Origin of the sequence: Pseudarthrobacter sp. S3 (assembly GCF_050156905.1) — a bacterium.
Taxonomy (GTDB): domain Bacteria; phylum Actinomycetota; class Actinomycetes; order Actinomycetales; family Micrococcaceae; genus Arthrobacter.
Genome location: NZ_CP189583.1, coordinates 353,797 through 380,525, shown reverse-complemented (window position 1 = coordinate 380,525; position 26,729 = coordinate 353,797). Strand labels below are relative to the sequence as shown.

General features: G+C 65.5%; 21 protein-coding genes and 1 pseudogene. 16 read left to right on the top strand and 6 right to left on the bottom strand.

Going from position 1 to position 26,729, the window contains the following annotated elements:
• Positions 1–44: 44 nt before the first annotated feature.
• Positions 45–1,181 carry an aromatic ring-hydroxylating oxygenase subunit alpha gene (locus ACQCSV_RS01850; protein WP_426939065.1) on the top strand — a complete coding sequence of 379 codons (1,137 nt, stop codon included), beginning with the start codon at positions 45–47 and terminating at the stop codon, positions 1,179–1,181.
• A 57-nt stretch (positions 1,182–1,238) separates the two neighbouring features.
• Here ACQCSV_RS01850 and ACQCSV_RS01845 read toward each other — a convergent pair whose 3' ends face one another.
• Positions 1,239–2,048 carry an IclR family transcriptional regulator gene (locus ACQCSV_RS01845; RefSeq protein ID WP_354155527.1) on the bottom strand — a complete coding sequence of 270 codons (810 nt, stop codon included), beginning with the start codon at positions 2,046–2,048 and terminating at the stop codon, positions 1,239–1,241.
• Between the two features lie 235 nt (positions 2,049–2,283).
• Complete coding sequence (locus ACQCSV_RS01840) at positions 2,284–2,955, bottom strand: GntR family transcriptional regulator (protein WP_354223445.1); 672 nt, start codon at positions 2,953–2,955, stop codon at positions 2,284–2,286.
• Between the two features lie 159 nt (positions 2,956–3,114).
• Here ACQCSV_RS01840 and glyA point away from each other — a divergent pair, with 159 nt between their 5' ends.
• From glyA to pdxS, 8 genes are read left to right on the top strand one after another with little or no spacing between them, the layout of a single operon-like run.
• A complete protein-coding gene (gene glyA, locus ACQCSV_RS01835; RefSeq protein WP_426939064.1) occupies positions 3,115–4,455 on the top strand; it encodes a serine hydroxymethyltransferase in 1,341 nt (446 codons plus the stop codon).
• A complete protein-coding gene (locus tag ACQCSV_RS01830) occupies positions 4,452–5,672 on the top strand; it encodes a sarcosine oxidase subunit beta family protein (RefSeq protein ID WP_426939063.1) in 1,221 nt (406 codons plus the stop codon). The genes glyA and ACQCSV_RS01830 overlap by 4 nt, the downstream gene beginning before the upstream one ends.
• Positions 5,673–5,699: 27 nt before the next feature.
• A complete protein-coding gene (locus tag ACQCSV_RS01825) occupies positions 5,700–6,122 on the top strand; it encodes a sarcosine oxidase subunit delta (RefSeq protein WP_354156511.1) in 423 nt (140 codons plus the stop codon).
• Entirely contained in the window at positions 6,119–9,064 is a 2,946-nt protein-coding gene (locus ACQCSV_RS01820; RefSeq protein WP_426939062.1) for a sarcosine oxidase subunit alpha family protein, read from the top strand. Before ACQCSV_RS01825 ends, ACQCSV_RS01820 begins: the two co-directional genes overlap by 4 nt.
• Positions 9,057–9,692 carry a sarcosine oxidase subunit gamma gene (locus ACQCSV_RS01815; RefSeq protein ID WP_426939061.1) on the top strand — a complete coding sequence of 212 codons (636 nt, stop codon included), beginning with the start codon at positions 9,057–9,059 and terminating at the stop codon, positions 9,690–9,692. Before ACQCSV_RS01820 ends, ACQCSV_RS01815 begins: the two co-directional genes overlap by 8 nt.
• On the top strand, positions 9,692–11,065 hold the full coding sequence (locus ACQCSV_RS01810) for an L-serine ammonia-lyase (RefSeq protein ID WP_426939060.1): 1,374 nt from the start codon (positions 9,692–9,694) through the stop codon (positions 11,063–11,065). The genes ACQCSV_RS01815 and ACQCSV_RS01810 overlap by 1 nt, the downstream gene beginning before the upstream one ends.
• A gap of 3 nt (positions 11,066–11,068) precedes the next feature.
• The gene (gene purU, locus ACQCSV_RS01805; RefSeq protein ID WP_426939059.1) at positions 11,069–11,962 is read left to right on the top strand and encodes a formyltetrahydrofolate deformylase; all 894 of its coding nucleotides are present in this window, start codon (positions 11,069–11,071) and stop codon (positions 11,960–11,962) included.
• Positions 11,963–11,965: 3 nt separating this feature from the next.
• Positions 11,966–12,856, top strand: coding sequence for a pyridoxal 5'-phosphate synthase lyase subunit PdxS (pdxS, locus tag ACQCSV_RS01800; RefSeq protein WP_426939507.1), 891 nt, complete (start codon positions 11,966–11,968; stop codon positions 12,854–12,856).
• Positions 12,857–12,985: 129 nt separating this feature from the next.
• On the opposite strand, the gene ACQCSV_RS01795 is transcribed toward pdxS, so the two are convergent.
• Positions 12,986–15,142: a glycogen debranching N-terminal domain-containing protein gene (locus ACQCSV_RS01795; RefSeq protein ID WP_354156436.1), complete on the bottom strand. Its 2,157-nt coding sequence runs from the start codon at positions 15,140–15,142 to the stop codon at positions 12,986–12,988.
• Between the two features lie 167 nt (positions 15,143–15,309).
• Between ACQCSV_RS01795 and ACQCSV_RS01790 the strand changes: the two are divergent.
• Positions 15,310–15,603: pseudogene (locus tag ACQCSV_RS01790) on the top strand (polysaccharide deacetylase family protein); the annotation flags it as partial.
• 105 nt (positions 15,604–15,708) lie between these two features.
• Here ACQCSV_RS01790 and ACQCSV_RS01785 read toward each other — a convergent pair.
• Genes ACQCSV_RS01785 through ACQCSV_RS01775 form a run of 3 tightly spaced genes read right to left on the bottom strand, consistent with a single transcriptional unit; the run spans position 15,709 to position 19,145 of the window.
• Positions 15,709–16,692: a ribokinase gene (locus ACQCSV_RS01785; protein WP_354223431.1), complete on the bottom strand. Its 984-nt coding sequence runs from the start codon at positions 16,690–16,692 to the stop codon at positions 15,709–15,711.
• A complete protein-coding gene (locus tag ACQCSV_RS01780; protein ID WP_426939058.1) occupies positions 16,689–18,116 on the bottom strand; it encodes an MFS transporter in 1,428 nt (475 codons plus the stop codon). The genes ACQCSV_RS01785 and ACQCSV_RS01780 overlap by 4 nt, the downstream gene beginning before the upstream one ends.
• Complete coding sequence (locus ACQCSV_RS01775; protein WP_426939057.1) at positions 18,117–19,145, bottom strand: nucleoside hydrolase; 1,029 nt, start codon at positions 19,143–19,145, stop codon at positions 18,117–18,119.
• Between the two features lie 147 nt (positions 19,146–19,292).
• Here ACQCSV_RS01775 and ACQCSV_RS01770 point away from each other — a divergent pair, with 147 nt between their 5' ends.
• The 6 genes from ACQCSV_RS01770 to ACQCSV_RS01745 all read left to right on the top strand — a co-directional run bounded on the left by ACQCSV_RS01770 (position 19,293) and on the right by ACQCSV_RS01745 (position 26,685).
• Positions 19,293–20,330 (top strand): LacI family DNA-binding transcriptional regulator, encoded by a 1,038-nt coding sequence (locus ACQCSV_RS01770; RefSeq protein WP_426939506.1) that lies wholly within the window; start codon positions 19,293–19,295, stop codon positions 20,328–20,330.
• Positions 20,331–20,383: 53 nt separating this feature from the next.
• Positions 20,384–21,493: a (p)ppGpp synthetase gene (locus ACQCSV_RS01765; RefSeq protein ID WP_354156432.1), complete on the top strand. Its 1,110-nt coding sequence runs from the start codon at positions 20,384–20,386 to the stop codon at positions 21,491–21,493.
• Positions 21,494–21,651: 158 nt separating this feature from the next.
• Positions 21,652–22,977: a glycosyltransferase 87 family protein gene (locus ACQCSV_RS01760; RefSeq protein WP_426939505.1), complete on the top strand. Its 1,326-nt coding sequence runs from the start codon at positions 21,652–21,654 to the stop codon at positions 22,975–22,977.
• Positions 22,978–23,038: 61 nt separating this feature from the next.
• Complete coding sequence (locus tag ACQCSV_RS01755) at positions 23,039–24,265, top strand: glycosyltransferase 87 family protein (RefSeq protein ID WP_426939056.1); 1,227 nt, start codon at positions 23,039–23,041, stop codon at positions 24,263–24,265.
• 217 nt (positions 24,266–24,482) lie between these two features.
• The gene (hxlA, locus tag ACQCSV_RS01750; RefSeq protein ID WP_354156429.1) at positions 24,483–25,106 is read left to right on the top strand and encodes a 3-hexulose-6-phosphate synthase; all 624 of its coding nucleotides are present in this window, start codon (positions 24,483–24,485) and stop codon (positions 25,104–25,106) included.
• Between the two features lie 91 nt (positions 25,107–25,197).
• Positions 25,198–26,685: a glyceraldehyde-3-phosphate dehydrogenase gene (locus tag ACQCSV_RS01745; protein ID WP_354156428.1), complete on the top strand. Its 1,488-nt coding sequence runs from the start codon at positions 25,198–25,200 to the stop codon at positions 26,683–26,685.
• The last annotated feature ends 44 nt before the right edge of the window (positions 26,686–26,729 follow it).

The following is a 26,729-nucleotide window of genomic DNA, read 5'->3' as shown; positions in this document are numbered from 1 at the left end:
AATTATGGCCTTTGTTGTTGATCTTTGTTCGCTAGGAGGACAAATTGTCTGTTGAGGTAAGTGCCCCGAGTCTGATCCCCACCCTTCCCGGCTACACATATGTGGATGAGGGCGTGTTCCGGGCCGAGCAAGAACGGATCTTCGAGCAGATGTGGTTCTGTGCCGTCCGCTCGGCCGACCTGGACAAGCCGGGCGCCTGGCGAACGGTCCAGATCGGGCGGGAGAGCGTGCTGATCAGCCGCACCCGCAAGGGCGGCATCCGCGCCTTCTACAACGTGTGCCGTCACCGCGGCGTCAAGCTGTGCATGGAGGAGCAAGGCGAAGCTGCGCGCTCGTTCCAGTGCCCGTACCACGCCTGGACCTACGACTTCGAAGGCAAGCTCATTGCGGCTCCCAACCTGACCAAGATGCCGGACATCGACCGGGACGAGTACGGGCTCGTGAAGGTCCACGTACGCGAGTACCTCGGGTACGTGTGGGTCTGCCTTGCCGACGAGCCGCCGCAGTTCGAAGAGGATGTCATGGGCGCCATCGAGGAACGGCTCGGGGACCTGAAAGCGATCGAAGGCTACGACGTGGCCAACCTCAGCCTGGGCCGCCGCATCCGCTACGACGTGAAGGCGAACTGGAAGCTGATCATTGAGAACTTCATGGAGTGCTACCACTGCGCCACCATCCATCCGGAACTGACGGAGGTCCTGCCGGAGTTCGCGGACGGGCTGGCCGCCCAGTACTTCGTGGGCCACGGCGCCGAATTCGGCGAGGACATCAAGGGCTTCACCATAGATGGCTCCGAGGGGCTCGACCTGATTCCGGGAATCGAGGAGGGCCAGGACCGCCGCTACTATGCCATCACCATCAAGCCCACGGTGTTTGTGAACCTGGTCCCGGACCACGTGATCATCCACCGGATGTTCCCCATGGCCGCGGACCACACCATCGTGGAATGCGATTGGCTGTACCTGCCCAGTGTTGTGGAGAGCGGCAAGGACGTCACTGCCTCAGTGGAACTGTTCCACCGCGTCAACCAGCAGGACTTCGACGCCTGCGAGCGCTGCCAGCCGGCCATGGGCTCGAAGGTGTATGCCAAGGGCGGCGTGCTGGTGCCGAGCGAGCACCACATCGGCGCGTTCCACGACTGGGTACAGGAGAAGGTGGGGGACGTCACGCCCGGCCATTAGGCCCTGCTTCCGCTGATGGAGCCCGCCGAAACCCTGGTTTCGGCGGGCTCCATCAGTTTACCGCCGGGTATAGCCCATGTTTGCGCTGATCTGCAGGCCGGCCTGCTTCAGGGCTTCGAGGAGGCCCGGCTCCGTTTCCGGATCGAAGCGGAAGGCTGGCCCGGAGATACTGACTGCACCGATGACCGCTCCCACATGGTTCAACACAGGCACGGCGATCGAGTGGAGCCCGATTTCAAACTCCTCCCGCACCACCCCGTAGCCATCACGGGCCACGTCGAGCAGTTGGGTTTCGAGCTCCTTCCTGTTGGTGATGGTGCGCGGGGTCCGGGCCGGCAGCCCGGTCTCCTTCAGGACGCGGTCCCGCTCGTCCGCGGGCAGCGCGGCCAGCAGGACTTTCCCGCTTGAGGTCGCGTGCAGCGGTGTCAGGCTGCCCACCCAGTCATACGTGGCCAGCGTGGACGGGCCCATCGCCTGGTCCACGTTGACGGCGTAGTTGGAGCGCAGGACCGCAAGGTTCACCGTCTCCTTGAATTCCTCCGCCAGGCTTTCCAGCACCGGCCGGGCTTCGCGGACCAGGCTGAGCCGGCCGGGGATGGAGCTGGCCAGCCGGAGGATGCCGAAGCCCAGCTGGTACTTACCCCGGTCGCTGTTCTGCTGGACCATTTCCCGGCTCACCAGCGAGCCCAGCAGCCGGGAGACGGTGGATTTGTGGATGCCCATCTCTTCGGCGATGTCGCTTACGCCGGCGTGGCCGTCCCGCGCCAGGATCTCCAGGACCGCGAGGGCCCGGTCCACGGACTGGACACCGCCGTGCTGGCCTGTGTCCGCATCGACGTCGGATTCGCGGTCATTGTTCGAAGCCATGATCCATACTCTCAAGTAGTGTGCGGCTTGCCTGCCCGCCACGAAGGCCGCTTAGAGCGTCCTCTCGGTTAGTTCGATGCTTTCGATCCTATGCCGCCAGGCGCATGGGAGCCGGCATTGCGTTACGGCGGCCGGAGGTCGGCGCGGACCGCTATTGTGTGCCATCGCGACCGCGTCCCTTCGCGAGGAGGCTTCAAGGGGCGTCAACCGGGCAAGCTTTCGGGGGTCCGGGCTGCTAGAGCACCTTGCGGATGGTTTCCTCAAAGCTGGTGACGTGGTGCAGGGCAAGCTCGGCCGCCCTGTCGGCGTCGCCCGCGGCCACGGCCTTGAGCAGGTCCACGTGCTCGGTGATGTGGCCACTGACCGATGGAACCTTGTCCAGGACCAGGCACCAGATGCGCGTAGCCAGGTTGTCGTAGCGGATCAGCGTATCTTCCAGGTGCGGGTTGGCGGCCGCCTTGTAGATCAGCCGGTGAACCGTCAGGTCGTACCTCATGAGGTCCCGCGACTCCGCCAGGCCGGGCGCCAACCCCGCAATGGCATCGGCGACCTGCAGCAGTTCCCGCCGCATGGACTCGCTTGCCCTCGTTGCGGCTCGGCGTGCGGCCAAGGGCTCCAGCAGTTCCCGGATCGCCGAGACATCGGCCAGTTCCGTGAAGTCCACATTCGTGGCAAAAGTACCGCGGCGCGGATAGGACACCACCAGATGGTCTACCTCCAGCCGCTTGATGGCCTCTCGCACCGGCGTGCGGCCGAAGCCCAGCTCTGCCGCCAACTGCGCGTCATTGATCGGCTCGCCGGGGCGGATTTCGAGCATGATCAGCTTGTCGCGCAGCTGCCGGTAGGCGGCCTCCGCCTGCGACGGCGCTTCAACCTCGGCGGGAGGCAGTAGAGGAAGTGCGTTCAAGGTGCCGCTCCATTCTTCGCGTGTGCGGCTTCGAGCTTCCAACCGGAAGCTCGAAGCCATCTTGCCACCGGCTATTGACTATTGTGTGATTCCAATCATACCATTGAGTCAACACTGATATATCAGTTACTACAACAGTGGTATTTCAAAGGAGCACCCGTGGTTGAGCAGTTGAACGATCGACTTTCCCTCGTCGATCCCGAGGTCCAGCAGGCCATTAGCAATGAGCTGCTCCGCCAGCAGTCCACGCTGGAAATGATCGCCTCGGAGAATTTCGCCCCGTCCGCCGTCATGGAGGCGCAGGGCTCGGTCCTGACCAACAAGTACGCCGAGGGCTACCCCGGGAAGCGCTACTACGGTGGCTGCGAGCACGTGGACGTCATCGAACAGCTCGCCATCGACCGGGTCAAGGCACTGTTCGGGGCGGAATTCGCCAACGTGCAGCCGCACTCCGGCGCCCAGGCCAACGCCGCGGCCATGTTCGCCCTGCTGGACGCGGGCGACACCATCATGGGTCTGAGCCTGGCCCACGGCGGCCACCTCACCCACGGCATGAAGATCAACTTCTCCGGCAAGCTCTACAACGTGGTCCCGTACCACGTGCGTGAAGAGGACCTCCGGGTGGATATGGCCGAGGTCGAGGCACTCGCCCTCGAACACCGCCCGAAGCTGATCGTCGCCGGCTGGTCCGCCTACTCCCGCCAGCTCGACTTCGCCGAGTTCCGTCGGATCGCGGACCTCGTGGACGCCTACCTGATGGTGGATATGGCCCACTTCGCCGGCCTGGTGGCTGCAGGGCTGCACCCGAATCCGGTGCCCTACGCCGACGTCGTCACCACCACCACGCACAAGACCCTCGGCGGCCCTCGCGGCGGCGTCATCCTCGCCAAGGAAAAGTACGCCCGCAAGATCAACAGCGCCGTGTTCCCCGGCCAACAGGGCGGCCCGCTGGAGCACGTCATCGCTGCCAAGGCCGTGGCCTTCAAGCTCGCCGGCACCCCTGAATTCAAGGAACGCCAGGAACGCGTCCTGCATGGATCGAAGCTGCTGGCCGAACGGCTGCTCCGTGAGGACGTTGCCGCGGCCGGCATCTCCGTGGTCAACGGCGGCACGGACGTTCACCTGGTCCTGGTGGACCTCCGCCACTCGGAATTGGACGGCCAGCAGGCCGAAGACGCGCTGCACCGGATCGGCATTACGGTGAACCGCAACGCCGTACCGTTCGATCCCCGCCCGCCGATGGTGTCATCCGGACTCCGGATCGGCACACCAGCCCTGGCCACCCGGGGCTTTGGTGCCGTGGAGTTCGCCGAGGTTGCCGACATCATCGCGACGGCGCTCATCGCCGCTGCCAGCGCAGCATCCCTTAGCGAGGACACCGCCGTCGAGCTCCGCGCCCGGGTGAGGGCCTTGGCAGAACAATTCCCCCTTTACCCCCACCTCACCGCCGACGCCGCCTTGGCGGGCGTTGAGGCAGACATGATTGGAGCAGCCCAGTGAGCAACCAACAGCTCCCGGAGCACCCGGATTTCCTTTGGCGCAACCCTGAGCCCAAAAAGAGCTACGACGCCGTGATTGTGGGCGGCGGCGGGCACGGCCTGGCTACCGCCTACTTTCTGGCCAAGAACCACGGGATGACCAACATCGCCGTCCTGGAAAAAGGCTGGCTGGCCGGCGGCAACATGGCCCGGAACACCACCATCATCCGTTCCAACTACCTCTGGGACGAGAGCGCGGCCATCTACGAGCACGCACTCAAGCTCTGGGAGATCCTGCCGGAGGAGCTCGAATACGACTTCCTGTTCAGCCAGCGCGGCGTGATGAACCTCGCCCACACCCTGGGTGACGTCCGTGAAAGCATGCGCCGGGTCGGAGCGAACAAGCTCAACGGCGTGGACGCGGAATGGCTGGATCCGCAGCAGGTCAAGGAACTCTGCCCCATCCTGAACATCAACGACAACATCCGTTACCCCGTGATGGGCGCCACCTACCAGCCCCGTGCTGGCATCGCCAAGCACGACCACGTGGCCTGGGCTTTCGCCCGCAAATGCGACGAACTCGGCGTGGACATCATCCAGAACTGCGAAGTCACCGGCTTCGTCAAGGACGGCAACCGCGTGGTGGGCGTCAAGACCAATCAAGGCACCATCAACACCGAAAAGGTGGGCCTGTGTGCTGCCGGGCACAGCTCGGTCCTGGCCGAAATGGCAGGCTTCCGGCTCCCCATCCAGTCGCACCCGCTGCAGGCGCTGGTCTCCGAACTGCACGAGCCGGTCCACCCCACCGTGGTCATGTCCAACCACGTGCACGTCTACGTCTCCCAGGCACACAAGGGCGAACTGGTCATGGGTGCCGGCGTGGACTCCTACAACGGCTACGGCCAGCGCGGCTCCTTCCACGTGATCGAGCACCAGATGGCTGCCGCCGTCGAACTCTTCCCCATCTTTGCCCGGGCACACGTTCTCCGGACGTGGGGCGGCATCGTGGACACCACCCTGGATGCCTCCCCCATCGTGGGCAACACCCCGGTGGAGAACATGTTCGTGAACTGCGGCTGGGGCACCGGCGGCTTCAAGGGCACCCCGGCCGCAGGCCTCACCTTCGCGCACAACATCGCCACCGGGACCCCGCACAAGCTGAACAAGCCGTTTGCGCTGGAACGCTTCGAAACCGGCGCCCTGATCGATGAACACGGCGCAGCCGCCGTCGCCCACTAGCCGCCGTCCCCCAGAAAGAAGACGCACATGCTGCTCATCCCCTGCCCCAACTGCGGCTCGCGCGACGAGACCGAGTTCCACTACGGCGGCCAGGCCCACGTGGCCTACCCGGAAAACCCCACCGAGCTGAACGACCGCGAATGGGCCGAATTCCTGTTCTACCGGGACAACACCAAGGGCGCCTTCGCCGAACGCTGGCTGCACAGCACCGGCTGCCGCCAGTGGTTCAACATGCTCCGCGACACCGTCACCTACGACATCCAGGCCGTCTACCCGATGGGCACGCCCCGGCCAGCACCGGCCAACCCGGCCGTCCCGGACTCAGGCACTGCCAGCACCGCCGCTGACAGCACCACCACCGGTACCGCCGCGCCCAGCATCTCGGGCACCAGCATTGCCCCGGCCGATTCCGCCCCCAGCACCACTGCCCCGAAGGGAGCAACCAAGTGACTTCCCAGAACGCCCGCCTCGCCGCCGGCGGACGCATCGACCGCACCATGTCCTGGCGCTTCACCGTGGACGGCGAGGAATTCACCGGACACCCCGGCGACACCCTCGCCTCGGCCCTGCTCGCCAACGGCCGGATCGCCGCCGGAAACTCGCTTTACGAGGACCGGCCCCGCGGCATCATGTCCGCCGGGGTGGAGGAAGCCAACGCACTGGTCCGGGTCGAAGCACGGTTCCCGGGCCATGTGGCCGAATCCATGCTCCCCGCCACCACAATCACTCTGGTGGACGGCCTGAAAGCGGACCTGCTCAACGGTTTGGGCCGCTTGGACCCCGAGGAAGATCGGGCTGAATACGACAAGAAGTACGTGCACACCGACGTGTTGGTGATCGGCGGTGGCCCCGCCGGCCTGGCCGCGGCCCGCGAAGCGGTCCGCACCGGCGCCCGCGTGATGCTCATGGACGATCAGCCCGAACTGGGCGGATCCCTCCTGTCCGGATCCACTGCGTCAGGACTGGCCGAGGACATCGAGGGCAAGCCCGCCCTGGAATGGGTCGCTGATGTGGAAGCCGAACTTGTCTCCGGAGCCGAAAGTACGGTCCTGAACCGCACCACGGCCTTTGGCGCCTACGATGCCAACTACGTCATCGCGGTCCAGAACCGCACCGACCACCTGTCCAGCCCGGCAGCGCCTGGTGTATCCCGGCAGCGGATTTGGCACGTGCGTGCCAAGCAGGTGGTGCTGGCTCCCGGCGCCCACGAACGGCCCCTGGTGTTTGAGAACAACGACCGCCCGGGCATCATGCTCGCCTCGGCCGTCCGCAGCTACCTCAACCGCTACGCCGTCGCCGCCGGGCAGCGCGTGGTCATCAGCACCACCAACGACAGCGCCTACGCCCTCGCCGCGGACCTGCGCGCAGCCGGCGTGAAGGTTGCCGCCGTCGTCGACGCCCGCCCGCAGCTCACCGCCGTGGCAGGTGCCGCCGTCGAAGCCGGCACCCGGGTGCTGATCGGCAGCGCCGTTGCCAACACCGCATCCAGCCGTGCAGATGGCCGCGTTGCGGGCGTCACCGTCCGCAGCATCAACGACGACGGCGAACTCACCTCCGGCGTCGAGGAAATCGCCTGCGACCTGCTGGCAGTTTCCGGTGGTTGGAGCCCGCTGGTGCACCTGCACTCCCAGCGCCAGGGCAAGCTGCGCTGGGACGAGGACCTGGCCGCTTTCGTGCCGAGCACCGTAGTCCCGAACCAGCAGTCCATCGGCTCCGGCCGCGGCAGCTTCGAACTCGGGGACTGCCTGGCCGAGGGCATCTCCGCCGGCGCCGCGGCTGCCATTGCGGCGGGCTTCGCCTCGGAAACCGAGCCGACCACTCTTGGCGAGCCGAAGGCCTCCGCCCCGACCCGCCAGCTGTGGCTGGTGCCCGGTCAGACCGGCGGCCCGGATGACTGGCACCACCACTTCGTGGACTTCCAGCGCGACCAGTCCGTGGCAGATGTCCTGCGGTCCACCGGCGCCGGCATGCGGTCCGTGGAGCACATCAAGCGCTACACCTCGATCAGCACCGCCAACGACCAGGGCAAGACCTCAGGGGTCAACGCGATCGGCGTCATCGCAGCGGCGCTGCGGACCGCCGGCGAAGCCTCCCGTGGCATCGGCGACATCGGCACCACCACCTACCGTGCACCGTTCACCCCGGTGGCGTTCTCGGCCCTCGCCGGACGCCAGCGCGGCGAACTCTTCGATCCCGCCCGCCTCACGTCGGTCCACCCGTGGCACGTCGCGCAGGGTGCCCTGTTCGAGGACGTGGGGCAGTGGAAGCGGCCCTGGTACTACCCTCAGGCCGGGGAAGATATGGACGCTGCCGTGCTCCGGGAGTGCGCCGCCGTCCGCGAATCTGTCGGTTTCATGGACGCCACCACCCTGGGCAAGATCGAAATCCGGGGCAAGGACGCCGGTGAGTTCCTCAACCGGATGTACACCAACGCGTTCAAAAAGCTCGCCCCGGGTTCCGCCCGCTACGGCGTGATGTGCATGGCGGACGGCATGATTTTCGACGACGGCGTGACCCTGCGCCTGGATGCGGACCGGTTCTTCATGACCACCACGACCGGCGGCGCCGCGAAGGTGCTGGACTGGCTGGAGGAATGGTTGCAGACCGAATGGCCTGAGCTGGACGTGCACTGCACCTCGGTGACCGAGCAGTGGTCCACCATTGCCGTCGTCGGGCCCAAATCTCGGGCGGTTCTCGCCAAAGTGGCGCCGGAGCTGGCAGCAGACGGCGGACTCGAAGCAGATGCCTTCCCTTTCATGACATTCCGGGAAACCACACTGGCTTCCGGCGTCCAGGCACGGATCTGCCGGATCTCGTTCTCCGGCGAACTGGCCTACGAGATCAACGTGCCGTCCTGGTACGGGCTGAACACCTGGGAAGCGGTGGCCGCAGCCGGGGCTGAATTCAACATCACCCCCTACGGCACCGAAACAATGCACGTGCTCCGCGCAGAGAAGGGTTACCCGATCGTTGGCCAGGACACCGACGGGACGGTCACCCCGCAGGACGCGGGGATGGAATGGGTGGTCTCGAAGGCCAAGGACTTCATCGGCAAACGCTCCTACGCCAGGGCCGACGCCCAGCGCGCGGACCGCAAGCACCTGGTCAGCGTCCTGCCCGTGGACGGGACGCTGAGGCTGCCCGAAGGCACCCAGCTTGTGGAGAAGGGCATCGCCACGAACCCCGCCTACGGTCCGGTGCCCATGGAGGGGTTCGTGACCTCGAGCTACCACAGCGCCGCTCTGGGCAGGTCCTTCGCGCTGGCCCTGATCAAGAATGGCCGCAACCGCATCGGCGAGACCCTGGTGGCCGCAGCCGGCGACCAGCTCGTTGACGTTGTTGTGGCAGAAACCGTACTTTTTGACCCCGAAGGGACCCGCAAAGATGGCTAACACAGCAGCACTCGACGGCATCAATGGACTCCGCGACATCCGCCGCAGCCCTGCCTCACACCTGGCCGCGGCAATGGATGCCGGCTCCATCCAGGGAACGGTGGTCCTGAAAGAAGGCCTGTTCCAGACCATGGCCGGGGTCCGGGTGGATCCCCGCTCCGAAGAAGGCTCACGGATCGCCGCCGTCACCGGCGGCCTGCCGGCACGCTGCGGCGAGGTGGGCGGCACGGACCGCGTCACCGTTCTTTGGCTGGGACCCTCCGAGTTCCTGGTGGTGGCACCGGAAGAAGCCCACGATTCCCTGGGCGGTGACCTCATCGGCTCTCTCGTGGCCGCGCTGGGCGACGCGCCGGGCCAGGTTGTGGACCTCTCCGCCAACCGCACCACGTTCGAACTCTCCGGTCCGCGTGCCCGGGCCGTCCTGGAAAAGGGCTGCGCCCTGGACCTGCACCCCCGCAGCTTCACCACGGGTGCAGCCCTGTCCACCGAGGTAGGCAATATCCCGGTGGTCCTGCAGAAGACCGGGGAGGAAAGCTACCGGATCTTCCCCCGGGCCTCGTTCGCGGAGTTCCTGGGCCGTTGGCTCCTGGACGCCATGAGGGAGTTCGCTTCCCCCGAGGTGCCCTGATGGCGCTTAGCGCCCTGGACCTGTTTTCCGTTGGCATCGGGCCGTCGTCCTCACACACGGTCGGCCCGATGCGGGCGGCAAAACTGTTCGCTGACGGGCTTAAGAGCGGTGGGCTCCTGAGCTCAACCACCCGGGTCCGGGCCGAACTGTTCGGCTCCCTTGGTGCCACCGGGCGGGGCCACGGCTCCGACAAGGCGGTGGTACTGGGCCTGCAGGGCCTGGACCCGGAGACGGTGGATACCTCCACCGCCGACGACCAGGTGGCCGCAGCCGCCCTCGACGCCGAACTTATGATCTGCGGGGATCACCGGGTGGACTTCAACTGGGACGAGGACGTAGTACTGCACCGCCGCAAGTCCCTCCCCGCCCACCCCAACGGCATGAGCTTCCGGGCCCTGGACCACACCGGGACCGTCCTTCGCGAACGAAGCTTCTACTCCATCGGCGGCGGCTTTGTCGTGGACGGAGACGCCGATTCCGGCGACAGGGTGGTGGCCGATGACACCGCCCTGCCATACCCGTTCACCAGCGCCGACGAACTCCTGGCGATCTGCAAGCGCGAGGGGATGTCCATCTCCGACGTGATGCTCGCAAACGAACTCACCTGGCGCAGCGAAGCGGAACTCCGCGAAAAGCTGCTGGCACTCTGGGCCGTGATGCGCGAGTGCGTGGACAACGGCTGCGCCGCGGAAGGAATCCTTCCCGGCGGGCTCAACGTCAGGCGGCGCGCGCCGTCGTTATTCAAGACCCTGACCGCGGATACGGGCGTCACCGATCCCCTCCGGGCGATGGAATGGGTCAACCTGTTCGCCCTCGCCGTCAACGAAGAAAACGCCGCCGGCGGGCGGATCGTCACCGCTCCCACCAACGGCGCGGCCGGCATCGTGCCTGCCGTCCTGCACTACTACGTCAAGTTTGTTCCGGGGGCCGACGAGGACGGTGTGGTCCGCTTCCTCCTCGCGGCAGCCGCCGTCGGGATTCTTTTCAAGATCAACGCCTCCATCTCCGGCGCCGAAGTCGGCTGCCAAGGCGAAGTGGGCTCTGCCTGTTCCATGGCTGCAGCGGGCCTGTGCGAGGTCCTCGGCGGCACCCCCGAACAAGTGGAAAACGCCGCCGAAGTGGGCATCGAGCACAACCTCGGCCTGACCTGCGACCCCGTGGGCGGCCTGGTGCAGATCCCCTGCATCGAACGGAACGCCATCGCCAGCGTCAAGGCCATCAACGCCGCGCGACTGTCCCTGCACGGGGACGGCAGCCACAAAGTGTCCCTGGACAAGGCCATCAAAACCATGCGTGAGACAGGAGCGGACATGAAAACCAAATACAAGGAGACCTCCCGCGGAGGTCTCGCCGTCAACGTGATCGAGTGCTGAGCCATGACCGACATCCAGACTGAAACACCCCCGTTACCGGTCACCACCGTGGAACACGTCCTGACGCTGGACTGCCCCGAGACGCCCGGCATCGTCCACGCCGTCTCAGGTTTCCTGCTCGAGCATGGCTGCGACATCGTGGACAGCAAGCAGTTCGGCGAACGGTCGGAGGCGCACTTCTTTATGCGCGTCCACTTCGCGTCCGACGGCGATGCCTCCACCGCTGAGGCGTTGCGGGCCGCGTTTGGCCCGGTGGCGGAGCGGTTCGGGATGAGTTGGCGGCTGGAGCGGCACGGCGCCAAGCGCCGCGTGCTGATCATGGTGTCCAAGTTCGGCCACTGCCTCAACGACCTGCTGTTCCGCGCCAGAACCGGCGAGCTTCCCGTGGAGATCGCCGCTGTGGTCTCCAACCACACGGACCACCAGACACTGGTGGAATGGCACGGCATCCCGTTCTTCCACGTGCCCGTCACCGCCGACACCAAGCCCGCCGCCGAGGCCCGGCTGCTGGAACTCGTGGACGAATTCGACGTGGAACTGGTGGTGCTGGCCCGCTACATGCAGGTGCTCAGCGACGAACTCACCCGCAAGCTCGACGGGCGCGCCATCAACATCCACCACTCGTTCCTGCCCAGCTTCAAGGGCGCCAAGCCATACCACCAGGCGTACGCGCGCGGCGTTAAGACCGTGGGAGCCACCGCCCACTACGTCAACGCCGAGCTCGATGAAGGGCCGATCATCTCCCAGCAGACCGTTGAGGTAGACCACACCTACGGCCCCGAGGACCTGGTCGCTGCCGGCCGGGACACCGAGTGCAAGGCACTGTCCAACGCCGTGCGCTGGCACTGCGAAGGCCGCGTGATCCTGCAGGGTAACAGGACCGTCGTACTGCGCTGATAGCTGTCCGGCCAGAAGCACGGCAGAAGCTGTGTCAAGCGGGGCATGGCTGAGATGCTCAAGGGCGGCGTCATCATGGACGTCGTCAACGTTGAACAGGCCCGCATCGCCGAAGACGCCGGTGCCGTTGCCGTCATGGCCCTGGAACGCGTTCCGGCCGATATCCGCGCCCAGGGCGGCGTGTCCCGCATGTCGGACCCGGACATGATCGAGGCGATCATCGACGCCGTCTCCGTGCCGGTCATGGCCAAGGCCCGGATCGGCCACTTCGTGGAGGCCCAGGTCCTGCAGTCGTTGGGCGTGGACTACATTGACGAGTCCGAGGTCCTGACCCCGGCCGACTACGTCCACCACATCGATAAGTGGAACTTCACGGTTCCCTTCGTCTGTGGCGCCACGAACCTCGGTGAGGCGCTGCGCCGCATCAACGAAGGCGCGGCCATGATCCGCTCCAAGGGCGAGGCCGGCACCGGCGATGTCTCCAACGCGACCGGGCACATGCGCCAGATCCGCGCCGAGATCGCCAAGCTTGCCGCCTTGCCCGAGGACGAGCTGTACGTCGCGGCCAAGGAACTGCAGGCCCCGTACGAACTGGTCAAGGAAGTTGCCGCTGCCGGCAAGCTCCCCGTGGTGCTGTTCACCGCCGGAGGCATTGCCACCCCGGCCGACGCTGCGATGATGATGCAGCTCGGCGCTGACGGCGTGTTTGTAGGTTCCGGTATCTTCAAGTCCGGCAACCCGGCCCAGCGTGCCGCTGCCGTGGTCAAGGCCACCACGTTCTTTGACGACCCCGACGTCATCGCCAAGGCCTCCCGCGGCCTCGGCGAAGCCATGGTCGGCATCAACGTCGACGACATCCCGCAGCCCCACCGCCTCGCCCAGCGCGGCTGGTAGGCCACACGATGAGATCAGACTGATTGACAGCCCTCGTAACGATCGGTCCGACCTGATCGGCGCGACTCCTTCCCGCGCCAACACCTTCGATAAGCCTCGGAAAGGGCAGCATTCCGTCCTTGGTTCCAGTTATTGCATCGGCCTTCGGCGCTGGCTGGCCTTCTCCACCAGTTCTGTCATCCATGGGCGGTGCCCGCTGTGGAATTCCATTCCTTGGGGCAGGCCTTGGACGACTGGGACTGAATTGTTGATGTCTATGGTGATACGGCCTCCGGCCATGGGTGCGTTGGTGATGTGGAGGTCGCCGTAGGATTCCGGGAGCACCGGGTCCATCCATACGCCGCCCCGGGATACGTGGGCGTCATAGCGCATCAGGCTCGTCAAAAGCAGGATCGGAGAAGTCGCTGCCCAGGCCTGGGGCGAGCATGCTGTCGGGTAGGGCACGGGCTCGGCGAAGTGGTCCCTGCTGAAACCGCAGAACAGTTCCGGCAGCCGGCCTCCGGAGTACTCGGCCGCCTCCAGCAGGGCGGTGGAGATCCGCTGGGCTTCCGCCACGAAGCCGTAACGCACCAGGCCGGCCTGGATAATCGCATTGTCGTGTGGCCACACCGAGCCGTTGTGGTAGCTGGCCGGGTTGTAGGCGCCCATGTCGCTGGCCAGGGTGCGGATGCCCCAGCCGCTGAACATCTCCGGGGACATCAGATGTTCAACCACCATCGGGGCCTTGTCCTCGTCAATGAGGCCCAGCCATAGGCAGTGGCCCATGTTGGAAGCGCATGCGTCGACTTTCTGTTTCTTCCCGTCGAGGGCGACGGCGTAGTAGCCGAGCTCAGGGAGCCAGAACTGTTCGTTGAACTGCTTTTTCAGTTGCGCTGCTCGTTCGGCGAGCCCGTCCGCCAGGTCCGCATCCCCGGCGTCGTATGCCATCCATGCCCTGGCGAGGTAGGCGGCGTAGACATAGGCCTGTACCTCGCAGAGAGCGATTGGAGGTTCAGCCAGGGTGCCGTCCGCGAAGTTGATGCCGTCCCAGGAGTCTTTCCAGCCCTGATTGATCAGGCCCTGCGGATTGAGGCGTTGATACTCGACGAACCCATCGCCGTCTTTGTCCCCGTAGTCGCGGATCCAGTCCAGCGCCCGGTCGGCGTGGGGCAGCAGGGCGGCGATGGTGTCCTTGGCGAATCCCCAGCGGCTAACAGCCCCGAGGACGTCTACAAACAGTGGGGTCGCGTCGACGCTGCCGTAGTAAGTGGACTTGCCTCCGAGTGATAGTCCGCTGGAGACGTCGAGCCTAACCTCATGGAGGATTTTTCCCGGTTCCTCTTCGCTCATGGGGTCCACCACGGTGCCTTGGCGGTCGGCCAGCGTTTGAAGGGTGCCTAAGGCCAGGGAGGGGTCCACTGGCAGGGCCATTTGCGAGGCCCAAAGTGAGTCGCGGCCGAATAGGGTCATGAACCAGGGTGCCCCGGCGGCTACCACGACCCTGTCCGGGTGCTTCGGGTCCTCGATGCGGAGGGCGCCGAGGTCATCGTAGCTGCGACGCAGCGTGCGTTCGATTGACGGGCTTCCCAGGTGGAGCACGGGGATCTTCGCCACCCACTCCCGCCGGCGCCTGTCACTTTGCGATAATCCGTCACCCTCAGCATGGGCGAACGAGGGGGCGCTGACTCCCTCCATGCCGGGCACCGCCGTAAGGGTGGTGCTCCACTGGCCGTGGGCGGCGATGGAAGTCCGGTATGTGATGGCGTCGAGCGCTACATGCGCTCCCGGGGCCTGGATCACAACGCCTTTCCGCACGTCTTGCCAGAGAGCACGGATGGTCAGTACTCCTGCCGCCGCTTGGCGGCGTTCATCCCAGTGCCGCTGAATCCTCGCTTCCTTCACCTCAAAGAGATCGGCGAAGTCCGCTTCAACCGTCAGTGAGATCAAGCACTGGACAGGGGCCAACGAGAAATTCCGGACAGTAACCTGCTCCTGAATACCGGCTCCGACCTCGCGGAGCCGTTCAACGATCAGGGGGCTGTCGGCATACCCGTCCGAGCGGGGAACGCGCCCGGCAAACAACGCACGATACGGCTCCTTCGTCTCTGCCGTCAGTGGCTCCAACTGCTGCCCATTAATGGTCAGGCTCCACTTGGACAGGATCCGGGTGTCCTGGACGAAAAGGCCATGGGGATGTTCCGGGTGGATGTCGCCGTTCGGCAAAGAGATGCAGAACGACGATCCCTCTACAAGGGTGACCCCAGCTCCCAAGGGACCAGCCGCCGTCTCAGAGTTCCACCCAGCCATCCTGCCCTCCTCAAAAACTAACACCCGTGCCAGCTCGGCTTTATGATCGGGCCGCTGCCGTCGAAGCTAACTCTCTGATCGACGGTACGCGCGCTTACGCTCCGACGCCAGAGACTTCTTTTTACCTCGTCGGGGATCATCCCATGCCTCGATTGGGGTAAGCGGGCACGCGCCGGATGTCCCTCATGACCCACCAGTCCTACGGGCCCAAAGTGGCGGTGCCGCGCCTGCTGCAAATTCTCCAGCGGCAGGACATTCGGGCCACCTTCTTCGTTCCCGGCTTCACGGCAGGCTGTTACCCGGACACGGTCCGGCGCATCGTGGACGCCGGGCACGAGGTGGCCCACCACGGTTACCTGCACGAACCCATGCAGGGGATCGACGCCGGGACCGAGGCCCGGTACGTCGGCCGCGGGCTGGAAGCTCTCGCCAAGGTCGGCGTGGAGCCGGTGGGTTACCGGCAGCGGAGTCATCGAAGGCCCGGCCAACACAAAGGGAAACGCCGACGGCCGCCGTTCACCTGTCGCCGTCGGCGTTTTCCACGGTTCCTCGTTGACGTCAGCCGGTCACAGAGGGTGTCCATCCGAAGCGACCACGCGCTCCACGTCCGCTACCTCCGGATAGGCTGCCTGGGTTCCCTTGCGGGTGGTGGCCAGCGCGGCGGCAATCGAGGCGAAAGCGGCGGCGTCAGCCAATGGCGCCCCGGCTGCCAGGCGGGCGGCTACCGCCCCAGTGAAGGCGTCGCCCGCGCCGGTGGTGTCCACGGCCTTGACCTTGATGGGCGCCACCCGGACTAGCTGCTGCCCGGAAGGCGCCAGCGAATCCAGCACCACTGAGCCGTTGGCCCCCAGCGTGACCAGGACGCGTTGGAGGCCCCGCTCGGCGAAGTGCAGCCTGACCGCTTCCCAGTCGCTTAGATCCGCGTCGCTGCCGGGAATGGCGGTGGAGCCGAGGAACAGCGACGCCTCATGGGCGTTGACCAGCAGGACATCGGTCAGGTCCGCCAGCTGTTGCGGGATTTCCGCGTAAGGCGAGAGATTCAGCAGAACTGTGGCGCCGGCGTCGTGCCCTGCCCGGGCGGCGGCCTCAACCGTGTCAAGGCTGACCTCCAGGCAGAGACAGACCACCGCGGCGCCGTCGAACGCCTCAGCCTCGACGGCGACGTCCGCCGGCGAGAGGGTGCCGTTGGCGCCGGCCGAGATGATGATGTTGTTCTCGCCGTTGGAATCCACGGCGATGACGGCGACGCCGGTGACTTCAGTTGCTGAGGTCCGTACGCCGGAGATGTCCACCCCGGCGCCGGCAGCGGATGACTGGAGCATGTCGCCGTTGGCGTCCGCACCGACGGCGCCTACCAGGCTGACGTTTCCGCCCAGCAGGCTGGCGGCGACGGCCTGGTTGGCGCTCTTGCCACCGGGGTTCACGGCGAATCCGTTGCCGTGCACCGTCTCGCCGGGCAGCGGCAGCCGCTCGCAATAGATGGTCAGGTCAGCGTTCAGGGACCCGACGACGACGATCCTGGCCTGGGAGCCGGCTGTTGCGGAACTCATTCGGCTACCTCAGCCTCGACGGGCTTGGGGATGAGGAGCGACGCGGCAAACGCCATGACGGTAATGACCAGGCCGGTGACCACAACGGTCATGTACGACGCCGCGGCATCGCCGAGGGCCGAGGTGGCCACCAGCACGGCAGGCAACACCAGGAAGCTCAGGCCGGCACCCAGGTTAAAGGCGCCCGCGTTCATGCCGGGCAGGAAGCCGGGATTTCCGGCGGGTGAGAGGACAACTCCGAGTCCGTTCAACATGATGTTGACCGTACCGGCGTACATGATGCCCAGCAAGACGGTTCCGGCGATCATCATGGGCAGGCTGCTGAGGCCGAAGAACGCGATGATGGCCAGGGCGGCGATGCTGCCGAGCATGCCCATGCGCAGGACCTTGGTGTAGCCGAGAATAGGCGCGAGCCTGCCGCTGATGGGGCCCACCAGCCAGCCGAGCAGGGCGTACGGGGTGAGGATGATGAGCGACATTTCGGTCGGGCCGATGCCGAACCCCGGGTCCGCCGCTTGCACATACGCCGGCACGATTCCGTTGATGACGGCGAAAATACCGGTCATGGTCAGCGTGGTGGTCAGCAGCGGCGCCCAGGTGGAGCGCTGGCGCAGGTGCACGGTTTCCACCATGGGCTCTTTGGCCCGCTTTTCCACGGTCCAGAAGCAGAAGAAGGCGACGGCGGCAACCACCACGAGCCCGATGGACAGCAGGAGGGTGCCGGGGGCGAAGGCGCCCACCAGCTTGGAGCCCTCGTTGAGGGCCGTGAGCAACGCACCCACAGCAACCACGATAAAGAACACGCCCAGCCAGTCCATGGAGGTGCCGGCGGCCGGCTTGCTTTCGCCGGCAAGGAAAGCGATCAGGGCCGTGGCGACGACGGCCAGGACCACCATCAGCCAGAAGATGCTGCGGAACCCGAAGTGCTCGGCGAAGTAGCCGCCCACAAACGAGTCCACGCCGGCCACGCCGCCGTTGACCGCGGTGATGAGGCCCATAAGCGTCCCGTATTTGCGCGGGTTGCTGACTGCGGAGCGCAGCATGATCAGGCACAACGGCACGGTGGGGCCACTGACGCCCTGGATGATGCGGCCCACAAAGAGCCAGGTGACGTCCGGGGCCATGGCCGCAATGACGGATCCGACGGCCATCAGGAGCATCATGGCGATCAGGATCTTCTTGCGGCCGATGATGTCGCTCAGCCGGGGCAGGAAGAGGGAGAACAGGGCGGCTGCGGTGAAGAACCAGGTCTGGGAGAGGCCGATCACGGCCTGATCGGTGTTCAGTTCCTTGCCCATGGTGACCAGTGCAGGGCTGAGCATGGAGGCGTTGAGCTGGAAGGCGACGCACGCGGCCAGAAGGGCGACCATCAGGGCGGTGACGTTGCCCCGGCTGGTCTTTGCCTCGGTGAGGGTGGCACTCATCTACTTGCCTCCCGTGGCTGCTGCACGGCCGGCAGCTTCAAGAACGGCCGGTTCGCCGATCCGCTCCAGGGCATCTGTGACGAGGTCCCAGAAACGGGCGTGGTCCAGGTCAACGGCCACGGACGTGGTGCAGTCGTCCGGCGCGGGGGCCCGGAAGTCGGCCACGGTCATGCCAAGGGTCAGCGTGCCCTGGAGCTCGATGTCCACCGGAACCTTGCGGGTGGTGACGATGCTGGGATCGATCACGTAGGCCACGGCGCACGGATCGTGGACGGGCGGGAAGTCAAAGCCCTGGGCGTCCTTATAGGTCTGGGTGAAGAACTCCATCAGTTCCATCACGAACTTGGCGGGTCCGGTGCCCACGGCGGCGATCTTCTCGACGACGTCCGGGGTGGCGAGGGCCTGGTGAGTGAGGTCCAGGCCCACCATCACCACCGGCCACTTCTCGTTGAACACGATGTGGGCGGCCTCGGGGTCGATGATGATGTTGAATTCGGCCACGGCGCTCCAGTTGCCCACGTGGTAGCCGCCGCCCATCAGGACAACTTCCTGGACGCGTTCCACAATGCGCGGTTCCTTGCGGGCTGCCAGCGCGATGTTGGTGAGGCCGCCGGTGGGAACAAGCGTGACCGTGCCGGCTTCGTGGGCCATCACGGTTTCAATGATGAGGTCGACGGCGTGGCGCGGGTCCAGTTCGATGGTGGACTCGGGCTGCGCCGGGCCGTCCATGCCCGTCTCGCCGTGGATGGACGGCGCGGTTTCGATGGTGCGGACCAGGGGCCGGCCGCAACCGGCGGCAAAAGGCACTCCGGTGATACCGGCGATGGTCCCGACTGCGAGCGCGTTCCGGGTGACCTTTTCGAGCGTCTGGTTGCCCACGACAGTGGTGACTGCCAGAAGCTCAATGTCAGGGTTGCCGTGCGCAAGCAGGATAGCCACGGCGTCGTCATGCCCCGGGTCACAGTCAAGAATGATCTTTTTACGGGCGGGTTTTATCGGTTTGGATTCCACGCTAAATCTCCACGTCATTGGGGCCTGCCGAGGCAGTGGCCGAAAGTATTCAGTGTGATCATGGCACCCGTCGGGGCCACGCGTCAAGCGCTTGACGTGCCTGCAGATCAAGCGCTTAACGTAGTGGTGGGTGGCTTCGCTTCACCGGCCTACTACGATCGAGGTATGGAATCCGCGGAGCAGGTGCAGCCATCCGTCCGCCCGCGGCGGATCACGGCGGCCATGGTCGCGGCCCGCGCCGGCGTCTCGGCGGCGACGGTTTCCCTGGTGGCCAATGGCAAGACTGCCGGCCGCGTCTCCGAGGACAACATCGCCAGGGTGCGGGAGGCCATTTCCGAGCTCGGCTACGTCGTGGACAGCCTGGGCAGCTCGCTGGCCAAAGGCGTCAGCTCCATGGTTTTACTCGTGGCCCCGGACATCTCCAACCCGTTTTTCGCCAAGGTGATCGCGGGTGTCCGGGAGTCGCTCGGGGCTAATTACCAGCTGCTGCTGTCCGTTACCGACGCCGGGGAGTTCCCGCAGGCGGACGACGTCCGGAAGCTGATGGCGCTCCGGCCGGCCGGGCTTCTGGTTGACGCTCCCAACGCCGAATTCCTGGAAGAACTGTCCGCCGCCGGCCCCGTAGTCCTGTTGGACGCGCCGGGGCTTGAGGCCTACGCCCCGTCCGTTAATCTGGACGTTGCGCACGGCGCGCGCCAGCTGGCCGCGCATTTGGCGGATGTTGGACACCGCCGGGTGGCCTACGTGGACAGCGTGACAGGCACGGCCACATTCGAGGTCAGACGCCGCGCCTTCCTGGCCGCGGCCAACGCACACGGAATGTCGGTGCCCGCTGACGGCATCATCAGTACCACCATCGACGTCGGCGCGTCCGCCGCCGCATTCGCCGCCGCCTGGCCGGCGTGGCAGCATTCCGGGGTGACCGCCGTCGTCTGTTGCACAGACACCCACGCCTACGGGGTGCTGCAGGAAGCACGCGTGGCAGGCGTGCAAATCCCGGGCCAGCTGGCCATCGCCGGCTTCGATGATCTGCCGTATTCCGCGACGAGTAATCCCAGCCTGACCAGCGTCCACCTTCCGGCAACCTCGCTGGGGCTGAAGGCAGGTGGGCAGCTGCGACGGCTAATGGAAGGCCACCGGTTGGAGCAGCCGCAGCTGACGCTGGAAAGCTCTCTGGTGGTCCGCAACTCCACTTCGGCATAACACTGCGCCAGGCATGACAAGCCACTGTCACACGCCCGCCGTAAGCTGTGTGCATGCCGAGTAACTGGGACAGCCTGGACATCAGCCTGCGTGAATCCGTACAGGAGAACGTGGAGATCTACGAGCGCGTCCGCCCTGCCCTGAAGCTGGTCACCAAGGACGTTCTCCACATCCTCCGCGACATGTTGAAGGACACCGAGGTCACACCGCTGTTTGTCACCGGGCGCACCAAGTCGGTGGAATCGTTCCGGGAGAAGATTTCCCGGATTGAGGAACCGCTGGAACCCGGCGGCCCCCCGGTGTTGAAATTCCCGGACCCGTTCCGCACCCTCAACGATATGGTCGGCGTGCGCGTCATCACCAAACTGCCCACCGAGAACGCCTTGGTGGCCAACATCATCAAGCGCCAGCGGCAGGTATTCGACTGCCGCGGTGACCGCGAGAAGGACATCGGTTCCATCGAGTCCGGCACCTACGGTTATTCCAGCCGCCACCTCATCTTGCGCACAATCCAGAACGAGGCCGTCAAGAATTACCAGCAAGCCGTCAACCCGGAGATTCCGGCCAACGGCAGCTACTTCTTCGAATGCCAGATCCGCACCGTCTTCGCCCACGCCTGGAGCGAGATCGAGCACGACATCCGCTTCAAGGCCGAGGACCCCCGCGCCTGGACCCCCCATTTCGATCGGCAGTTCACCGCCACCGCCGCCATGCTGGAAACCGTGGAAAGCGCCTTTGCGGACCTGCACGAACGTTACGAGGAAGTCCGCAGCTACTGGGATGTCGAGGGTGAGGGGGCCGCGCAGCTCACTCCCAACCGGATCCGTGACGTCTGGCGCACGCTGCTGCCGCACGTGGACCGCAAAGTCGATGATGACTGGGGCTGGGCCGCCGAGCTCATGGCCGCCCACGGACTCAACCAGACCGTCCAGCTCGCCGGCCTGCTCAGCGCCCAGCGGATCACCAAGGTCCGCAAGGCGCTGGACCACCGCTACTCCCCCGGCCCGGACCGCCTGCTGGATGACCTCCTGCTCTGGCAGTACGGCACCAAACACATTGACCTCACCGCAGAGACGGCCGACACCGTCCCGCACCCTCGGCGCGACAGCCTCCTGCGGCGGCTCAAACAGATCGAGCGCTACCGCCAGACCAAGTCCGAGTAGGTCAATCGCGGAGCCGCAGGATTATTGGGCACCCGTGACATTCAACTACCCTTGACTCAAGGTGGAGGCTGTTGTAAGCGGACCTCCGATGCTCCCGGTTCCAGCCCAGCGGCAAGATCCGGCACCTGTTTTTGCCCCTCTCTGACAAGGATTCCGCCATTTCCACGGACGCATTCTTCGCCACGCTCACACGGATCCGCAATGTCGTCCTGCCTGCGGCCGCACGGTACTGGCTGAACACGCCGCGGGGGCTCCTCACCGGCTTCATCCTGGTCCACCTGGGCTTCCTGATCTTCGCTGCGCTGCTGTCCCTGCGCGGCGAAGCCTTCAGCGACACCTTCATTTACCGCGACTGGGCCCGGGCGGGTTTCGACGAAGCGAACCTCAGCGGCGGCCCCAGCCCGTGGGTGTACCCCATCCTCGCGCTGATCCCCATGGCGCTGGCAGGCCTTGCCGGTCCCGGACCGTTCTTCTTCCTCTGGGTGCTGATGACCACCATCCTCAACGGCTGGGGCCTGGCTAAGCTCACTGACCGCGGCCGCAACCAGAACGCCATCCCCGCAGGCTGGTGGTGGCTGATCTTCACGCTGCTGATGGGCTGGCTCGGCTTCGCACGCGTGGACGGCCTCACAGCACCGATCGTCCTGGTGGCCCTGGCCTACGGCGTGGGCCGGCCGTTCATCGCCTCGATACTGCTCGCCACGGCCACCTGGGTGAAGGTCTGGCCGGCAGCAGTGATGCTGGCCCTCTTCGCCGTCGTCAAGAACCGCCTGCTGGTGGTGCTTGCCGGCGTGGCCACGTCAGCGGTGGTGGTGGCACTCGCCGCCGCGGTTGGCAGCGTGCCCAAGCTACTGAACTTCCTCACCCAGCAGGGTGACAGGGGCATGCAGCTTGAGGCGACGTTCACCACCCCGTGGCTGTGGCTCTCCGTGTTGAACATCGGCGATTCCCGGATGTACATGAACACCGATATCAACTCCATGCAGGTGGACGGCCCCGGCACCGCGGTGATGTCCGTACTGATGCAGCCGCTCCTCATCCTTGCCGCGCTGCTCGTGGCCGGACTGACCTTCTGGGCGCTGCACAACGGCAAGCTCAATGGCACCGGCAAGGCCGACGGCGGCGTGGACCGCACCGAGCTGCTGCTGGCCGGAGCACTCACCCTGGCCACCGCCTTTGTGGTGTTCAACAAGGTGGGCTCGCCCCAGTTCATGGTGTGGCTGGCCCCGGCCGTGGCGGTGGGCCTGGCGCACAGCTGGCGTGAGTGGCGGGTCCCCGCGGCCATGCTCATCGCCATCGCGGTGGCAACGTTCTTCATCTACCCGCTCTTCTACGATGCCCTCAGCCACAACAACCCAGTCATGGCCGGCGTGCTGACCATCCGCAACGTCCTCCTGGTCGTCCTGTTCCTGTGGTCGGTCCGGCGCCTGTACTCGTTGGGCAAGAAGACGTCCGCGTCCGTCCCCGTGCTCAAGGAGTCCTGAGATTTCCACGAAGTTCTTCGACCGGCTGGTCAGCGTCCGCAGCACCGTCCTGCCCGCGCGAGTGGCGGACTGGTTTACCCGTCCTTCCAGCGTCTGGTGGGGCTTTGCGGTCATCCACCTGTATTTCCTGGGCTGGATGGCGTCGTTCTTCCTCAACGGCGATACGTTCAGCGACACCGAGCAGTACCGTCAGTGGGCCACGGACGGCTACAACCCGGACAGTCTTGACGGCAAGATCAGCCCCTGGGTGTACCCGGCGCTGGCGCAGATCCCGATCTTCCTCGCGAATATTGCCGGACCCAGCCTGTACCTCCTGTGCTGGTTCCTGATCATCACAGCCCTCAACGCCGTCGGGCTTGCTTTCCTGACCCGCGGACCGCGGAAGGTGAAGGGCATCGCCCCGGCCTGGTGGTGGCTGTTTTTCACCGTCTTTATGGGTTACCTCAGCTTCGCCCGGGTGGAGGGCATCACGGCCCCCATCGTGCTGATTGCCCTGCTGTACGCGGCCGAACGCCCCGTGGTGGCGGGGATCCTGCTGAGCATCGCCACCTGGCTCAAGGTGTGGCCGGCAGCGGTACTGGTGCCGATCGTTATTGCCAGCCGTAAGCGGATCCAGGTGCTGGCCTCCGGGGTGGCGGTCACCGCCGTCGTGGGCCTGGGCGCGTACCTGTCCGGCGGCCTGACGCACATCATGGACTTCCTGACCAACCAGGGCGAGCGTGGCATGCAGCTTGAGGCCACGTTTTCCACGCCGTGGGTGTGGCTCAGCGTCTTCAACATTGCCGGGTCCAAGATGGCGGACAACACGGCCATCAACTCCACCGAGGTCTACGGCCCCGGCGCCGACGTGGCCGCGTTCCTGATGCAGCCGCTGCTGATCCTCGCCGCCATGGTGGCGGCCGTCCTGCTGGTCCGGGCACTGAACCGCGGCGCCGAGCGGGAGGAGCTCTTCCTCGAGGGCGCGTTGATGATGACCACCGCGTTCATCGTGTTCAACAAGGTGGGTTCGCCACAGTTCATCATCTGGCTGGCGCCGGTGATCATCGCGGGCCTCACGCACGACTGGGAGCGGTGGAAGGTACCTGCTGCGCTGATGATGGGAATCGCGATGACCACGTTTGTGATCTACCCGCTGTTCTACACACCGCTCATCCACGCCCACCCGGTCATGGCTGCCATCCTGACAACACGCAATGTTCTCCTGGTGGTGCTGCTGTGGTGGTCGGTGAAGAGGACCGCGGAGCTTGGCCGCAAATCTCAGGCGGCCCCGCAGGCGCAGGCCGCCTGAGGTGGCACTCCCCGTCGAGTTTCGGGGCAACACCGCCGTTTCCCGTGCCACAAAACAGAACCATACTTTCCCCCGGGCGGCCGGAGGAGCCTACCCAAAAAGGTAGTTTGAACCATCCCGAATTGGCGTTTCGCCTGCCTGCAAAAGACTGGACGATGGATGTCAGGACTAGCTGTCCACACCCACCTGTAGTTCACGGCAGAAAGAAAACAACACCATGAAGCTCCAAGTTGCTATTGACCTCCTGACCACCGAAGCCGCCCTCGAACTCGCTGGCCAGGTCGCCGAATTCGTTGACATCATCGAGCTCGGTACCCCGCTGATCAAGGCCGAAGGCCTCTCCGTCATCACCGCGATCAAGAACGCCCACCCGGACAAGGTTGTCTTCGCTGACCTGAAGACCATGGACGCCGGCGAACTCGAAGCCGACATCGCGTTCAAGGCCGGCGCTGACCTGGTCACCGTGCTCGGTGCAGCCGACGACTCCACCATCGCTGGCGCCGTCAAGGCAGCCAAAGCCCACAACAAGGGCATCGTCGTTGACCTCATCGGCATCGCAGACAAGGTCACCCGTGCCAAGGAAGTCCGCGCCCTGGGTGCGAAGTTCGTTGAGATGCACGCCGGCCTGGACGAGCAGGCAAAGCCCGGCTTCGACCTGAACGGCCTGCTCCGCGCCGGCGCCGAAGCCCGCGTTCCGTTCTCCGTAGCAGGCGGCGTGAAGCTGGCCACCATCGCAGACGTCCAGAAGGCCGGCGCCGATGTCGCCGTCGCCGGCGGCGCCATCTACGGTGCAGCCGACCCCGCACTGGCAGCCAAGCAGCTCCGCGCCGCCATCAACTAACCACCACCCCTCGGAAAGACCGGCGGGTCTCCTGGACCATCTCAGGAGCTGAAGCTCATCCAGATCCGACCCCCATTGGAAAGGCAGCCCGATGCTACAAACTAAAGATTCTTGCCTTGATACATGGATGGGCCAGGAGGCTCTCGCCGAGGCCATGATTCCGGTGATTGGCCGGCTGTACCGCGAAAACAACGTGGTCACCACCATTCATGGCCGGACCCTGGTCAACAAGTCCACCATGGACATCCTCAAGGCGCACCGGTTCGCACGCCGGATCAGTAAGGACGAATTGCGTCCGGAAGAGACCGCCCCGCTGCTGGAGACCTTGCTGCGGTTGGAGCCCGGCTCGGCCGCGATCGATATCGCCCTCCTGAGCCAAAAGTTCAAGGCAGAAGGCGACGGCGCCACCCTGGAAGAGTTCCTCCGTGCCGAGCTTGCCGATGTCGTGGGCAAGCGCGGTGGCGATGACCGGACCAGCACCGACGTCGTGCTGTACGGTTTTGGCCGGATCGGCCGCCTGCTGGCGCGCCTGCTCATCGAAAAGGCCGGTGGCGGCCAAGGCCTGCGCCTGCGCGCCGTCGTGGTTCGCCGCGGCTCCGATAACGACCTCACCAAGCGCGCCAGCCTCCTGCGCCGCGACTCGGTCCACGGCCCCTTCCGAGGCACCATCCGCGTGGACGAGGACGCCAACACCATCACCGCCAACGGTGTGCGGATTCAGGTCATCTACTCGGACAATCCTGCCACGATCGATTACACCGCGTACGGCATCCACAACGCCTTGGTGGTGGACAACACGGGACGCTGGCGCGATGCCGAAGGCCTGTCCCAGCACCTGCAGAGCAAGGGTGCTGCCCGGGTTCTCCTGACGGCGCCGGGCAAGGGCCCGGTCAAGAACATCGTGCACGGGATCAACCACGGCAGCATCGAGGATACGGACCGGATCGTCTCGGCAGCGTCCTGCACCACGAACGCCATCACCCCGGTCCTGAAGGCCATCAACGACAAGTTCGGCGTGATCCACGGCCACGTGGAAACCGTCCACTCCTTCACCAACGACCAGAACCTGATCGACAACTTCCACAACGGTGACCGCCGCGGCCGCTCCGCCGCGCTGAACATGGTCATCACCGAAACCGGTGCCGCCACCGCAGTAGCGAAGGCCCTCCCCGAACTCCAGGGCAAGCTCACCGGCAGCTCCATCAGGGTCCCCACCCCCGACGTTTCGCTGGCCATCCTGAACCTGAGCCTGGAAAACGGCACCACCAAGGACGCGGTCAACAACTTCCTTCGGGAAATGTCACTGCGCTCGGACCTGCGCAGGCAGATCGATTACGTCGATTCTCCTGAGGTCGTTTCCACCGACTTCGTCGGCTCGCGCCGCACTGGCGTCGTGGACGGCCTGGCCACCATCGCCAACGGCAAGAACCTCGTCCTCTACGTCTGGTACGACAACGAGTTCGGTTACAGCTGCCAGGTAGTCCGCGTCATGGAAGAGATGGCCGGCATGAAGCGCCCCTCCTTCCCCGCTACGGATGTCGTTGAGGAAGCCATGTCGGTGCTCGCCGCACTGGCCTAAATTCAACCGCCGCTTATCTCGAGCCGCGGCCACCACCAGCCGGC

Coding starts and splice junctions, on each gene's coding strand:
- ACQCSV_RS01795 (WP_354156436.1), bottom strand. CDS start 15,142: ATGGCTGGGTGGAACTCTGAGACGGCGGCTGGTCCCTTGGGAGCTGGG.
- ACQCSV_RS01810 (WP_426939060.1), top strand. CDS start 9,692: ATGGCGCTTAGCGCCCTGGACCTGTTTTCCGTTGGCATCGGGCCGTCG.
- ACQCSV_RS01845 (WP_354155527.1), bottom strand. CDS start 2,048: ATGGCTTCGAACAATGACCGCGAATCCGACGTCGATGCGGACACAGGC.
- ACQCSV_RS01745 (WP_354156428.1), top strand. CDS start 25,198: ATGCTACAAACTAAAGATTCTTGCCTTGATACATGGATGGGCCAGGAG.
- ACQCSV_RS01815 (WP_426939061.1), top strand. CDS start 9,057: ATGGCTAACACAGCAGCACTCGACGGCATCAATGGACTCCGCGACATC.
- ACQCSV_RS01825 (WP_354156511.1), top strand. CDS start 5,700: ATGCTGCTCATCCCCTGCCCCAACTGCGGCTCGCGCGACGAGACCGAG.
- purU (WP_426939059.1), top strand. CDS start 11,069: ATGACCGACATCCAGACTGAAACACCCCCGTTACCGGTCACCACCGTG.
- ACQCSV_RS01785 (WP_354223431.1), bottom strand. CDS start 16,692: ATGAGTTCCGCAACAGCCGGCTCCCAGGCCAGGATCGTCGTCGTCGGG.
- ACQCSV_RS01765 (WP_354156432.1), top strand. CDS start 20,384: ATGCCGAGTAACTGGGACAGCCTGGACATCAGCCTGCGTGAATCCGTA.
- ACQCSV_RS01775 (WP_426939057.1), bottom strand. CDS start 19,145: ATGACGTGGAGATTTAGCGTGGAATCCAAACCGATAAAACCCGCCCGT.
- hxlA (WP_354156429.1), top strand. CDS start 24,483: ATGAAGCTCCAAGTTGCTATTGACCTCCTGACCACCGAAGCCGCCCTC.
- ACQCSV_RS01780 (WP_426939058.1), bottom strand. CDS start 18,116: ATGAGTGCCACCCTCACCGAGGCAAAGACCAGCCGGGGCAACGTCACC.
- ACQCSV_RS01770 (WP_426939506.1), top strand. CDS start 19,293: ATGGAATCCGCGGAGCAGGTGCAGCCATCCGTCCGCCCGCGGCGGATC.